Source organism: Acidomonas methanolica (assembly GCF_004346035.1).
GTDB classification, from domain to species: Bacteria; Pseudomonadota; Alphaproteobacteria; order Acetobacterales; family Acetobacteraceae; genus Acidomonas; species Acidomonas methanolica.
In genome coordinates this window covers 185161-198273 of record NZ_SLZN01000002.1, presented here as the reverse complement: position 1 = coordinate 198273, position 13113 = coordinate 185161, and the positions used below count along the sequence as shown (strand labels likewise).

Here is a 13113-nt window from a genome sequence, read left to right as displayed (position 1 = left end):
CCCAAGATCAGGTCGATATGATGGATTCGGGTACGGCTGATCTCCTCAGGACCATCCGGCGAATTGTCGGAGAGAAACCCATGGATTTCGATACCCTACCCACGCCGGACGCCGGCGTGGCCGCATCACATGACGATGACATTCTGACGCTGGAGCCGACGATGCGCGTCAGCGATCCCGCTCCCGTCCAGGGAGGGTTGCTGAACGGAAAAGCGTTCGAGGCCGCGACGCGATCGCTCTCTTCCCTGCAAACCACGCTTGATGCGCGGCCCGTGCCCGGCCATACCATCGGCGGCAAGACGTCCGTGATGACCGGCGCGTCTCTGACCGTCGAGGATCTGGTCCGGCAGGAGGTGCGTGAACTCGTCCGCAACTGGCTGGATACCAATCTTCCGCCGATGGTCGAGACGATGGTCCGCGCGGAAATTACACGGATCACCAGCCGCCGGTAGGGATCTCCCGGCGGTCTGGCGTTAGCAGACTGACAGGACGCCCATGCTCGACAAGGCTTATATCCCCGCCGACCACGAAGCCCGTCTTTATGCCGCGTGGGAGGCGGCGGGTCTTTTCGACGCCAGGCCGGAGGAAGATGGCGAGGCGTTCGCCATCATGTTCCCGCCGCCGAATGTCACGGGCACGCTGCATTTCGGCCATGCGTTGAATTTCGTGCTCCAGGATATTCTCATCCGCTGGCAGCGTCTGCACGGGCGCAACGTGCTGTGGCAGCCCGGCACGGATCACGCCGGGATCGCGACGCAGATGGTGGTCGAGCGTGAACTGGATCGGCAGGGCGTGGCGCGCAAGGCGATCGGGCGCGACGCCTTCATCGAACGTGTCTGGGACTGGAAAGCGCAGTCGGGCGGCGAGATCGTACGCCAGCTTCGCGTGCTGGGAGCGTCCGCCGACTGGTCGCGCGAGCGTTTCACCATGGATGATGGCCTCTCGCGCGCCGTACGGGAAGTCTTCGTCACGCTCTTCGAGCAGGGGCTGATCTACCGAGACAAGAGGCTGGTGAATTGGGACCCGGTGTTCCACTCGGCGCTGTCGGATCTGGAGGTGGAGAACCGCGAGACGAAAGGATCGATGTGGTTCATTCGCTACCCGCTGGCCGATGGCGGCAGCCTTACCGTGGCGACGACGCGACCGGAGACGATGCTGGGCGACGCCGCGGTGGCTGTGCATCCGGAAGATGAGCGTTACGCGGCATTGATCGGCAAGGAGGTCATTCTTCCACTGACCGGGCGGCGCATTCCCGTCGTCGCGGACAGCTATTCCAACCCGGAGAAGGGCACGGGCGCGGTGAAGATCACGCCTGCCCATGACTTCAACGATTTCGAGGTCGGGCGGCGGCATAATCTTCCCGCTCTGACCGTTCTCGACGAATCGGCGGCGATCTGGCTGAACGAGATTGAGGGCGATCTGACCGACGTGCCGGAAGTGGCGTCGAAATCGTTCGTTCTGTCGCTGCGCGGGATGCCGCGGGACGCGGCGCGGAAGGCGATCGTGGCGGAGCTTGAACGCCTCGGCCTGCTGGAGAAGATCGAGCCGCACACGCTGAGCGTGCCCTACGCCGAACGCGGCGGGGCGGTGGTCGAACCGCGCCTGACGACGCAGTGGTATTGCGACGCCGCGACGCTCGCCAAACCTGCCATGGCCGCCGTCGAGGACGGGCGGACGGTGTTCGAGCCGCGCCAGTGGGAAAACACGTTCTTCGCATGGATGCGCGCGATTCAGCCCTGGTGCATCAGTCGGCAGCTCTGGTGGGGGCATCGCATCCCGGCCTGGTATGCGCCGGATGGGCAGGTTTTCGTTGCCCGCACCACGGAGGAGGCGCAGGCGAAGGCGCGCGAGGCGCTCGGCGCGGAGGTGGCGCTGACGCAGGACGAGGATGTGCTGGATACGTGGTTCAGTTCCGCCCTCTGGCCGTTCACGACCCTGGGCTGGCCGGACAGGACGCCCGAACTGGCGCGCTATTATCCGACCAGCGTGCTGGTGACGGGGTTCGACATCATTTTCTTCTGGGTGGCCAGGATGATGATGATGGGGCTGCATTTCATGGGCGAGGTGCCGTTCCGCACGGTTCTGATCCATGGGCTCGTGCGCGACGAACGCGGGCAGAAGATGTCCAAGAGCAAGGGCAATGGGCTCGATCCGCTCGAACTCGTCGCCGAATTCGGCGCGGATGCGACGCGGCTGACGATCTGCGCGCTGACGGGCCCGGGACGGGACATCAAGTTCGGACGCGGCAGGGTGGAGGAGTACCGCACCTTCATCACCAAATTGTGGAATGCCGCGCGTTTTTGCGAGATGAACGGTGTGGCGCCGGTGGCCGATTTCGATCCGGCGGCGGTGCGCAGCCCGCTGGCGCGTTGGCTGCTGGCCGAGGCAAGTGCTGCGGCGAACGAGGCGGACGCGGCCTTGTCCGCCTATCGTTTCGATGACTATGCGGCGGCCTGCTACCGTTTCGTCTGGAGCCGTTTCTGCGACTGGTTCCTCGAACTCGCCAAACCGGTCTTCACCTCGGGCGACAGGGATGAGCAGGAGGAGATTCGTGCCGTCGCGGCGCATGTGCTGGGCATGATCCTGCGGATGATGCACCCGGCCGTGCCCTTCGTGACCGAGGTGTTGTGGCAGTCTTTCGGCTTCGGCGAGAGCATCGCCACGGCGGGCTGGCCACGGGGAAACGAGGTGCCCGAAGCCGGGGCGGCACGCGCCGAGTTGGACTGGGTGATTCATCTCATCTCGGAGTTGCGGGCTGTCCGCTCGGAAATGAACGTGCCGCCGGCCCAGCTTGCGCCGCTGCTCCTGCGGGATGCGACGCAGGAAACGCTGGAGCGGGCGATGCGCTGGAGCGAGGCGATCCGCCGCATGGGGCGTGTCAGCGAGATCGCGCCGCTGGACGGAGCCGCCCCGCGCTATGCGGCGCAGAGCGTTCTGGACGAGGCGACGCTGATTCTGCCGCTCGAAGGGCTGATCGATCTCGACGCGGAGCGCGAGCGGCTGGCGAAGGAGATCGCCCGCCTGGACGGCGAGATCGAGAAAGCCCGGCGCAAGCTCGATAATCCCGATTTCGTCGCCCGCGCGAAGCCGGAGGTGGTGGAGGAGAATCGCGAGCGGCTGGCCAGCTTCCTGCGGGACAGAGAGCGTCTGGCCGCCGCGCTGGAGCGGATCAGGGCCTGAGAGACCGACCCCGGCACGTCAAACGGGGACGCTACCGCCGGGTCAGTTGCCTGAGATCGCGCACGGCGCCGTTCGCGGCGCTTGTGGTCATCAGCCCGTAGGCCTGAAGGGCCGGGGAGACGATGCGCTGGCGGTCGGGCGTCCACGCGGTCTCGCCCTTTTCGATCATCTTGTCGCGTCGGGCGGCGAGTTCGGCATCGCTCACGGTGACGGCAAGGAGACGGTTGGGGATGTCGATGACGATCTCGTCGCCTTCCTCAACCAGTGCCAGCGTGCCGCCCTCGGCGGCCTCCGGGGAAATATGCCCGACGGAAAGGCCGGAACTGCCGCCCGAGAAGCGTCCATCAGTAATAAGGGCGCAGGTTTCGCCCAGTCCCTTGGATTTCAGATAGCTGGTCGGATACAGCATTTCCTGCATGCCGGGGCCGCCCTTCGGCCCTTCATAGCGGATCACGACGACGTCGCCCGGCACGATGCGACCGGCCAGAATGGCGGAAACCGCGTCGTCCTGGCTCTCGAAGACGCGCGCCTTCCCCTTGAAACTGAGGATTTTGTCCGAAACGCCTGCCGTCTTCACGATCGCTCCCGCCTCGGCGAGATTGCCGTAGAGCACGGCCAGCCCGCCATCCTGCGAGAAGGCATGGGCGCGATCGCGCAGCACGCCGGTGCTCCGGTCGAGATCCAGCGCGTGATACCGGCTGGATTGCGAAAAGGCCTGGGTCGTGCGCACGCCGCCGGGAGCGGCGCGGAAGCGTGTGACGGCGTCCGGCGCGCCGTTGACGATATCCCAGCGATCGAGCGCGTCCCGCAGAGAGGTCGCATGCACGCAGGCGACGGCGGTGTCGATCAGCCCGGCGCGGTCCAGTTCGCCGAGAATGGCGGGAATGCCGCCGGCGCGATGCACGTCCTCCATATGCACGTCGGCCTTCGCGGGCGCGACCTTGCAGAGATTGGGCACCTTGCGCGAGAGGCGGTCGATATCCGCCATGTGAAACTCCACCTCCGCTTCGCGCGCGGCGGCGAGAAGATGCAGAACCGTGTTGGTCGAGCCGCCCATCGCGATATCGAGCGTCATGGCGTTCTCGAAGGCGGCGCGGGTGGCGATGCCGCGGGGCAGGGCGGTCGGATCTTCCTGTTCGTACCAACGGCGCGCCAGTTCGACGGCGAGCTTTCCGGCCTGAAGGAAGAGGTCGCGCCGGTCCGCGTGGGTGGCGAGCAGGCTGCCGTTCCCCGGCAGGGCGAGACCCAGGGCCTCGGTGAGGCAGTTCATCGAATTGGCGGTGAACATGCCGGAGCAGGAGCCGCAGGTCGGGCAGGCGGAGCGTTCGATCCGCTCGGATTCGGCGTCCGACACATTCGGGTTGGCGGCGGCGATCATGGAATCCACCAGATCGAGCTTGCGTTCCACGCCCGGACCGTCGAGCTTGCCGGCTTCCATCGGGCCGCCCGACACGAAGATGGCGGGGATGTTCAGCCGCAGGGCCGCCATCAGCATGCCCGGCGTGATCTTGTCGCAATTGCTGATGCAGACGATGGCGTCCGCGCAATGGGCGTTGACCATGTATTCGATGGAATCCGCGATCAACTCGCGAGAGGGCAGGCTGTAGAGCATGCCCCCGTGACCCATGGCGATGCCGTCATCCACGGCGATGGTGTTGAATTCCCTGGCGACGCCGCCCGCCTCCTCGATCGCGCCGGCCACCAGCGCGCCGAGATCCTTCAGATGCACATGGCCGGGAACGAACTGGGTGAAGGAATTGGCGACCGCGATGATCGGCTTGCCGAAATCGCCCTCGGTCATGCCCGTGGCGCGCCAGAGTGCGCGCGCGCCCGCCATGTTGCGGCCGTGGGTCGTGGTGCGGGAGCGATAGGCGGGCATGGCGGGATGATCCGGCGGTTGTCGAGGGCGCGCACTATACGTCAAACGCGGCGCAGGCCAAGCGCCGCAATGGAGAAACTTGCGTCACTTGTGCGATGGACGAACGAAAATTACCGGGCGAGATCCGGACCCCGGAGGATCGCTTGCAGAGAGGCGCGGCGCGGGTGATCATGCGGAGTTGATGTCGTCGTTTCCTTTTCATCGTCCTTTCGCCGGAGGAATTGTCACCGTGTCGTCTCGCCTGGCCTCTTGCCTGCTTCTTGCCACCTGCGCCCTTTCGTCGCCCGTTTTCGCCGCGCCGTTCCAGTCCGATTCCGAGGCGTCTGCCGTCGATGCGCCGGCGTCCGCGGTGACGCCGGACATGATCCAGCGCGGCAATGACATTCCGGCTCATGTGACGGAGATGACGGAAAGGCAGGATTATATCCGGCGCGAGGTCATGATTCCGATGCGTGACGGGGTAAAGCTTCACACGGTCATCATCATTCCGAAAAATGCGTCGAAAAGCGTGTCGAAAAAAGCGCCGAAAAACACGCAGGGGGCCCCGATCCTTCTGACGCGCACACCGTATAACGCCTCCAAACGCGCGTCCCGCGTGCCGAATGCGCTGACCATGAAGGCGTTGCTGCCACAGGGAGACGGGGTGTTCGTGGATGCGGGCTATATCCGGGTGTTCCAGGATATTCGCGGCAAATACGGCTCCGAGGGCGATTACGTCATGACGCGCCCGCCCATCGGCCCGCTGAACGACAGCAAGACGGACGACACGACCGACGCCTGGGACACGATCGACTGGCTGGTGAAGAACGTGCCGGAAAGCAACGGGCGCGTGGGGATGACCGGCTCATCCTATGAGGGCTGGACGGTGGTGATGGCGCTGCTGAACCCGCATCCGGCGCTCAAGGTCGCCTCGCCCGAAAGCCCGATGGTCGACGGCTGGATGGGTGACGACTGGTTCCACTACGGGGCATTCCGGCAGGGCAGCTTCGACTACTTCACCGGGCAGATGAGCGTGCGGGGCGAGGGCGACGGGATTCCGCGCGTGGATGCGGACGACTACACGAATTTCCTGAAGGCGGGCTCGGCCGAGGATTTCGCGCGAGAGGCGGGGCTGGATCAGTTCCCGTGGTGGAAGCGGATGCTGGCCCATCCGGCCTATGACGCGTTCTGGCAGGATCAGGCGCTCGACCGGCTGATCACCCGCAATCCCGCGAAAGTGCCGATGATATGGGAGCAGGGATTGTGGGATCAGGAGGATATGTGGGGGGCGATCCATAGCTGGCTGGCTCTTCGCGCGCGTCATCCCGACGTGCCGAACATTCTCGTCATGGGGCCGTGGCGGCATAGCGGCGTGAATTATGACGGATCGACGCTCGGCCCGCTGCATTTCGACGGCGATACGGCGCTGTGGTACCGCGCCAACGTGATGCTGCCGTTCTTCAACCAGTATCTCAAGCCGGGCAGCCCGCAGACGCATTTCGACGACGCGATCATCTACAATACGGGCGAGAATCACTGGGACCATTTCCGGAACTGGCTGCCGGCATGCCTGGAGAATTGTCTTGGTCAGGGAACGCGGCTGTATCTCCAGCGGAGTCAGGGGCTCGCCTTTTCCCGCGCCCTGCCGGGAACAACGTCCTACCTGTCCGATCCGGCCCATCCGGTGCCGTTCATCTCGCGCCCCTATGCGTTCGCGGACAGCGCGCGGTGGAAGCCCTGGCTCACCAGCGATCAGCGCTTCGCCGAGGCGCGGCCGGACGTGCTGACCTTCGAGACGGACGTCCTGACCGATCCGGTGCGCGTCTCCGGCATCCCCACGGCCGATCTCTTCGCGGCGACGACGGGGACGGATGCCGATTGGGTGGTGAAGGTGATCGACGTCTATCCCGGCATCGATGGCGACCGGCCGGAGATGGGCGGGTACGAGTTGCCCCTCTCCATGGATATTTTCCGCGGGCGCTATGCGCGCAGTTTCAGCACGCCGCAGCCCATTCCCGCGAACAAGGTGCAGGAGTATAAATTCACCCTGCCGGCGATCAATCACGTGTTCCAGCCTGGCCATCGCATCATGGTGCAGATCCAGTCGAGCTGGTTTCCCCTGTACGATCGCAACCCGCAAACCTATGTGCCGAATATTTTCAAGGCCAAACCCGGCGACTACCACAGTGCGACCCAGACGATATATCTTGGCGGCGACACGGCGAGCAGCATTTACCTCCCCGTCGTGAAATGACGCCGGAAAGGGCGGAGATGACATGAGCGATGCGACCGAAACGCCTGCCGCGCAGGAGGAAGCGCTGGAAACCGCGCTGCTGGGCGCCGGATGCTTCTGGTGTGTCGAGGCGGTGTTCGATTCACTGCGTGGCGTCGCGAGCGTGACCCCCGGATATGCGGGCGGTCATGTGGATAATCCGACCTATGAGCAGGTCTGCGCCAATACGACCGGGCATGTGGAAGTGGTGCAGATCCGCTTCGATCCGCGCGTGATCGGATATGCCGATCTGCTGCGCGTCTTCTATACGACGCATGACCCCACCACACTGAACCGTCAGGGCAACGATGTGGGCGAGCAATATCGCTCGGTGATCTTCGCCCTGACGCCGGAGCAGGCGGAGATCGCGCATGACGTGACGGCTGAAATCACCGCCGAGGGGATCTGGTCCGACCCGATCATGACCAGCATCGAAGGCCCTGCGCGCTTCTGGCCGGCGGAAGCGAAACATCACGATTATTTCGCGCGCAACCCGAACACGGCCTATTGCGCCGCCGTGGTGGCGCCGAAAGTCGCCAAGGCGCGCAAGCTCTTTCGGGACAGGTTGAAATCTCCATGAGGCTGCATTTCAGGCCGCAACTGCCTCGTGCCGAGCGCTACGCCGCGGGGCGGGCCCTGCGCCACCTGTCGCCGCGCCGGGCCAATGCGGAATGGAGTTCGCCGAAGGACCGGATCGATCCGCTGGCTATTCTGATCCGGCAAGGGGCGACGCGCCTGCCCAAGCTTCTGCCGGTCCGCTACGCGCGGATGCGTCCCACGCCGCTGACGTTTCTGCGCGGCGCGGCGGCGGTGATGGCGTCCGACCTCGCGCGCACGGCCAATGCGGGGATTTTCGTCCAGTCCTGCGGCGACTGCCACCTGAACAATTTCGGCACCTATGCGACGCCGGAAGGCGTGCCGGTCTTCGATATCAACGATTTCGACGAAACCGCGCCCGCGCCGTTCGAGTGGGATCTCAAGCGCCTCTCCACCAGCCTCGTGCTCGCGGGCGGAGAGAACGGCTATTCGGAGAAGAAATCCGTGGCACTCGCCGCGAGCATGGCGGCGAATTATGTCATGGAGATCGCCAAGCTTGCCGAATTGCCGCCCCTGCAAGCCTGGAACGCGCGCATCAATCTGCTCGGCGTGATCGACGCGGTCAACGACCGCAAGGTGCGCGAACAGTTGCGCGCCCGATTGAAGCCGCAACTCGCCAGCTTCACCGACCAGTTCGGGATGGTCAAGCCGGGGCCAATTCCCACCTTCCGGGACCGTCCGCCGCTCGTGGTGCGCCTGCCGGAGCGTGACGAATCGGTGCGCGACGCGTTCGCGCGCTATCTCGCGGCACTCCCGCAGGAGCGTCGTATCCTGCTGGAGCGCTATACCCTGACGGATATCGTGTTCAAGGTCGTCGGCGTGGGGAGCGTCGGGACATTCTGCGCCATCGGGTTGTTCAGCTCATCGGACGGCGACGCGTTGCTGTTGCAGATCAAGGAAGCGGGGGAATCGGTTCTGGAAGAGCATCTGGGCAGCGCGGGCTTTGCCAATCATGGCGAGCGCGTCGTCGTCGGCCAGCGCATCATGCAGGCGGCGTCGGACGCCTTTCTCGGCTGGACGCGCGACACCGCCGATGCGCCGGATGACGACGCGGCGGGGCGGCATTTTTACGTGCGGCAGGTGAAGGACGCGCGGCTGGCCGCGATCGGAGAGCATCTGGGGACGGATCTCCTGCCGTTCTATGCGCGGCTTTGCGGGCAGGCTCTGGCGCGCGCCCATGCGCGTTCCGCCGATCTGCCGACGCTTGCCGGGTATCTCGGGCGGGGACGCGGCTTCTCCGAGGCGATCGCGGGGTTCGGCAAGCTCTATGCCGAGCAGACGCGAGAAGATTGGAAGATTTTCGTCAAGGCGATCGCGGACGGGTCGATCCACGCGGCCTGATCGCGCGGATCACAGGAGCGCGTCGGCCTTGAGCAGGCTGCGCAGGAGCACGTTGGCCCCGGCGGCCACATCGTCCGGCGTGGCGCTTTCCTCCTCGTTATGGCTGAGCCCTCCGGCGCAGGGGACGAAGATCATGGTCGTGGGGACGATGCGCGCGACATAGGCCGCATCATGCCCGGCCCCGGAGACGATCTCGCGCGCGGGCAGCCCGAGTTCGCGGGCCGACTCGCTGACGGCGTCGATCAGGCGGCGGTCGAACGGGACGGCGGGACTGTCCCATATGTCCCTGATCTCGACGGTGACGCCATGTTCCTCGGCGACGGCCCTCGCTTTCGCCCGGAAGGCGTTCTCCATCGCCATGACCGTTTCATCGCGCGGATCGCGGAAATCGACGGTGAAGAGGACTTCGCCGGGCACGACGTTGCGGCTGTTCGGCAGGACCTCGACGCTGCCGACCGTGCCGACGGCCTCCGGCGCGTGGGCGAGGGCGATTTCCCGCACGGCGGTCATCAACAGGGCTGCTGCCTGAAGCGCGTCGGCGCGCAGGGGCATCGGCGTGGTGCCGGAATGGCTGTCGCGCCCCGTCACCGTCACATCGTACCAGCGCATGCCCTGCACGCCGGTCACCGTGCCGATGACGCAGCCTTCAGCCTCGAGAATCGGACCTTGCTCGATATGAAGTTCGAGATAGGCCGCCAGACCGTGGGCGCCGCAGGACTCCTCGCCGATGGCGCCGATCGCTTCGAGCGCGGCGCCGAAGCTCACCCCCTCGCGGTCCTGCCGGTTCCTTGCGTAATCCTCGGTAAAGACGCCGGCGAACACGCCGGAGGCGAGCATGGCGGGGGCGAAGCGCGAGCCTTCCTCGTTCGTCCAGTTGACGATTTCGACGGGGTGGCGCGTCCTGTGCTTCGTCTCACGCAAGGCGCGCAGGACGGCGATGCCGCCCAGCACGCCGATGATGCCGTCAAATCTGCCGCCCGTGGGCTGCGTGTCGAGATGACTGCCGAGGGCGATCGGAGGCAGGGATGCGTCCGTTCCCGACACGCGGGCGAACTGGTTGCCCAGCGTGTCGGTCCAGACGGTCGCGCCCAGCGCCGTGCAGGTGCGCGTGAACCAGGCGCGGACCTGACGGTCCTCTTCCGTCAGGGCGAGACGCCGGAGGCCGCCCTTCGGCGTGGCGCCGAACCGCGCCGTCGTCAGGATGTCGTCCCAGAGCGCGCCCGGGTCGATCGTCATGTTGCCGAAGCTGCCGTCCGTCTTCTTCATCCCGCCCTCTCGCTTTCCCGCCGCCGGGGGTTGGCGGGATGGTCCGGCCAGGTCAGCACGCCGTCGACCGGCTGCGGACGCATCTCGATGCAGTCCGGGACCGGGCAGACATGGGCGCAGAGATTGCAGCCGACGCACTCCGCCTCGATCACCTCATATCGTCGCGCTCCGTCGATGCGCAGGGCGGCGATGGCCTGATGCGAGGTATCCTCGCAGGCGATGTAGCAAAGGCCGCAGCCGATGCAGCGCTCCTGGTCGATATGGGCGAGCGTGTGGAAGTTCATGTTGAGCCGGTTCCACGGCACGAAATTCGGCACGGCGCGGCCCGTGACATCGGCGATCCGCGCGTAGCCCTTCCCGTCCATCCAGTTGGAAAGGCCGGAAATCATGTCTTCCACGATGCGGAAGCCGTGATGCATCGCCGCGGTGCAGACCTGGAGCGACGTCGCGCCCATGGCGAGGAATTCCGCCGCGTCGCGCCAGGTGGAGATTCCGCCGATACCGGAAACGGGCAGGCCGGAGAGTTCCGGATCACGGGCGATCTCGCCGACCATCCGCAGCGCGACGGGTTTGACGGCGGGACCGCAATAGCCGCCATGCGTGCCCATTCCGTCCACCACGGGCTCGGGCGCCATGCGGTCGAGATCGACGCCGATGACGGACTGGATGGTGTTGATGAGCGAGACCGCATCCGCGCCGCCCGCGAGCGCCGCGTGGGCGGGCGGCAGGATGCTGGTGACGTTGGGCGTCAGCTTGACGATGACGGGCATCCGCGTGCCGGCCTTGACCCAGCGCGTGACCATTTCGACATATTCGGGAACCTGCCCGACCGCCGCGCCCATGTTGCGCTCGGACATGCCGTGCGGACAGCCGAAATTGAGTTCCACCCCGTCCGCGCCGGTTTCCTCCACCAGCGGGAGGATCGCTTTCCAGCTTTCCTCGACGCAGGGCACCATGAGGCTGACGACCAGCGCCCGGTCGGGGAAGTCGCGCTTCACCTCCTTGATTTCCGCCAGATTGGTGGCGAGCGGCCGGTCGGAGATCAGCTCGATATTGTTCAGCCCGGCCATGCGCCTGCCCTCAAAGCCGATCGCGCCGTAGCGGCTGCTGAGATTGACCACGGGCGGGTCTTCGCCGAGCGTCTTCCACACCACTCCGCCCCAGCCGGCGGCGAAGGCGCGGCGGACGTTATAGGCCTTGTCCGTCGGTGGGGCGGAGGCGAGCCAGAACGGGTTCGGGGACCGGATGCCCGCAAGGTCGCAGCGCAGGTCAGCCATGGCGCGGCTCCTCCAGATCACGGTGAATGGTCATGGCGGCGTCACGCCCCATGGCGACGGCGGCGACGGTCAGCTCCTGCCCGCCCACGCAATCGCCTCCCGCATAGACGCGCGGCAGGGAGGTACGGCCGAACCCGTCGGTCCAGATGCGTCCGGACCCCGTTTCGAGGGCGGGCGGGCCATCCTCGTAGAGTTGGCCGACCGCCTTCAGCACCAGATCGGCGGGGAGGGTGAGAGTCTCGCCGTCCGCACGGAGGAACACCGCCGCCGTGACGCCGCCCGGTCCGCCCTCGAAGTGCTGGGGGCGGGCGTTATGGCGGATGACGACGCCGTTCCGGAGGGCGAAATCCTGCTCGTCCCGCGTGGCGGACATCGATTCGGGACCGCGGCGATAGACGAGCGTCACCTCCTCGGCCCCGAGCTTGCGGCATTGCACCGCCGCGTCGATCGCCGTGTTGCCGCCGCCGATCACGACCACGCGCCGGCCCACGGCGATCTCGCCCAGATCCGTTGCCTGACGCAGCTCGGCGATGAAGGCGACGGCGTCGCGGACATGGGGAAGCGTTTCTCCCGGAAGGCCCAGCGCGCGCACGCCGGACAGGCCGAGGCCGAGGAACACCGCATCGAACGCCTCGCGCAGATCCTCCAGACTCATGTCCTTGCCGAGTGCCATGCCGGTGTGGAGCGTGATGCCGCCGATGGCGAGCACGAAGTCGATCTCTCGCCGGGCGAAATCGTCCACCAGCTTGTAGGCGGCGATCCCATATTCGTTCAGCCCGCCGGGCCGCGCGGCTTTCTCGAACAGTGTCACCTCATGGCCGAGCAGGGCCAGACGGTGGGCGCAGGCGAGACCGGCGGGTCCGGTGCCGATCACGGCAACTCGCTTTCCGGTCGCGGCGGCGCGGGTGAAGGCCGGGCCATGCGCCATCTGCCAGTCCGTGGCGTGACGTTGCAGCGCGGCGATCTCGACGGCCGGTTCGCCGAGCGTCACGCGAACGCAGACGCCCTCGCAGAGGATTTCGGTCGGGCAGACGCGGGCGCAGGAGCCGCCGAGGATATTGGAGGAAAGGATGGCGGAGGCCGCCCCTTTCACGTCGCCGGTCGCGATACGGTTGATGAAGGCGGGGATGTCGATCCCCGTCGGGCAGGCCTCGATGCAGGGGGCGTCATGGCAGCGCAGACACCGTTCCGCTTCGATCACGGCTTGCGGGGCGGACAGGGGAGGATGGATGTCGCTGAAATTGTGCCGCAGCGTTTCGGACTCGAGGCGTGCACAGGCGATACGCTCGGTCACGACAACCCCTCCCTTGCAGTCGATGACC

Annotated in this window: 9 protein-coding genes; 5 read left to right on the top strand and 4 right to left on the bottom strand. The window is 66.1% G+C overall.

Annotated elements, in window-relative coordinates; all coding sequences use genetic code 11:
• The first annotated feature begins 80 nt into the window (after nt 1–80).
• A complete protein-coding gene (locus tag EDC31_RS02735) occupies nt 81–452 on the top strand; it encodes a DUF2497 domain-containing protein (RefSeq protein ID WP_158310320.1) in 372 nt (123 codons plus the stop codon).
• Between the two features lie 43 nt (nt 453–495).
• On the top strand, nt 496–3180 hold the full coding sequence (locus EDC31_RS02730) for a valine--tRNA ligase (RefSeq protein WP_042057855.1): 2685 nt from the start codon (nt 496–498) through the stop codon (nt 3178–3180).
• Between the two features lie 31 nt (nt 3181–3211).
• On the opposite strand, the gene ilvD is transcribed toward EDC31_RS02730, so the two are convergent.
• Nucleotides 3212–5059: a dihydroxy-acid dehydratase gene (ilvD, locus tag EDC31_RS02725; protein WP_042057854.1), complete on the bottom strand. Its 1848-nt coding sequence runs from the start codon at nt 5057–5059 to the stop codon at nt 3212–3214.
• Nucleotides 5060–5240: 181 nt separating this feature from the next.
• On the opposite strand from ilvD, the gene EDC31_RS02720 reads away from it, so the two are divergent.
• The 3 genes from EDC31_RS02720 to EDC31_RS02710 are packed head-to-tail and all read left to right on the top strand — an operon-like array spanning nt 5241 to nt 9248.
• Nucleotides 5241–7292 carry a CocE/NonD family hydrolase gene (locus EDC31_RS02720; protein ID WP_042057851.1) on the top strand — a complete coding sequence of 684 codons (2052 nt, stop codon included), beginning with the start codon at nt 5241–5243 and terminating at the stop codon, nt 7290–7292.
• 22 nt (nt 7293–7314) lie between these two features.
• Nucleotides 7315–7890: a peptide-methionine (S)-S-oxide reductase MsrA gene (gene msrA / locus EDC31_RS02715; RefSeq protein ID WP_042057848.1), complete on the top strand. Its 576-nt coding sequence runs from the start codon at nt 7315–7317 to the stop codon at nt 7888–7890.
• Nucleotides 7887–9248: a DUF2252 domain-containing protein gene (locus EDC31_RS02710; RefSeq protein ID WP_042057846.1), complete on the top strand. Its 1362-nt coding sequence runs from the start codon at nt 7887–7889 to the stop codon at nt 9246–9248. The genes msrA and EDC31_RS02710 overlap by 4 nt, the downstream gene beginning before the upstream one ends.
• A gap of 9 nt (nt 9249–9257) precedes the next feature.
• Here the strand turns inward: EDC31_RS02710 and EDC31_RS02705 are convergent, their stop codons facing one another.
• From EDC31_RS02705 to EDC31_RS02695, 3 genes are read right to left on the bottom strand one after another with little or no spacing between them, the layout of a single operon-like run.
• Entirely contained in the window at nt 9258–10514 is a 1257-nt protein-coding gene (locus EDC31_RS02705; RefSeq protein ID WP_042057844.1) for a Zn-dependent hydrolase, read from the bottom strand.
• On the bottom strand, nt 10511–11791 hold the full coding sequence (gene preA / locus EDC31_RS02700) for an NAD-dependent dihydropyrimidine dehydrogenase subunit PreA (RefSeq protein ID WP_042057841.1): 1281 nt from the start codon (nt 11789–11791) through the stop codon (nt 10511–10513). Before preA ends, EDC31_RS02705 begins: the two co-directional genes overlap by 4 nt.
• Nucleotides 11784–13085, bottom strand: coding sequence for an NAD(P)-dependent oxidoreductase (locus EDC31_RS02695; protein WP_042057838.1), 1302 nt, complete (start codon nt 13083–13085; stop codon nt 11784–11786). The genes preA and EDC31_RS02695 overlap by 8 nt, the downstream gene beginning before the upstream one ends.
• Nucleotides 13086–13113: the final 28 nt, after the last annotated feature.

What these genes read in the sequence shown, in the direction of transcription:
- EDC31_RS02720 (WP_042057851.1), top strand. Translation starts at nt 5,241, where the DNA reads ATGTCGTCGTTTCCTTTTCATCGTCCTTTCGCCGGAGGAATTGTCACC.
- EDC31_RS02710 (WP_042057846.1), top strand. Translation starts at nt 7,887, where the DNA reads ATGAGGCTGCATTTCAGGCCGCAACTGCCTCGTGCCGAGCGCTACGCC.
- EDC31_RS02735 (WP_158310320.1), top strand. Translation starts at nt 81, where the DNA reads ATGGATTTCGATACCCTACCCACGCCGGACGCCGGCGTGGCCGCATCA.
- ilvD (WP_042057854.1), bottom strand. Translation starts at nt 5,059, where the DNA reads ATGCCCGCCTATCGCTCCCGCACCACGACCCACGGCCGCAACATGGCG.
- msrA (WP_042057848.1), top strand. Translation starts at nt 7,315, where the DNA reads ATGAGCGATGCGACCGAAACGCCTGCCGCGCAGGAGGAAGCGCTGGAA.
- preA (WP_042057841.1), bottom strand. Translation starts at nt 11,791, where the DNA reads ATGGCTGACCTGCGCTGCGACCTTGCGGGCATCCGGTCCCCGAACCCG.
- EDC31_RS02705 (WP_042057844.1), bottom strand. Translation starts at nt 10,514, where the DNA reads ATGAAGAAGACGGACGGCAGCTTCGGCAACATGACGATCGACCCGGGC.
- EDC31_RS02730 (WP_042057855.1), top strand. Translation starts at nt 496, where the DNA reads ATGCTCGACAAGGCTTATATCCCCGCCGACCACGAAGCCCGTCTTTAT.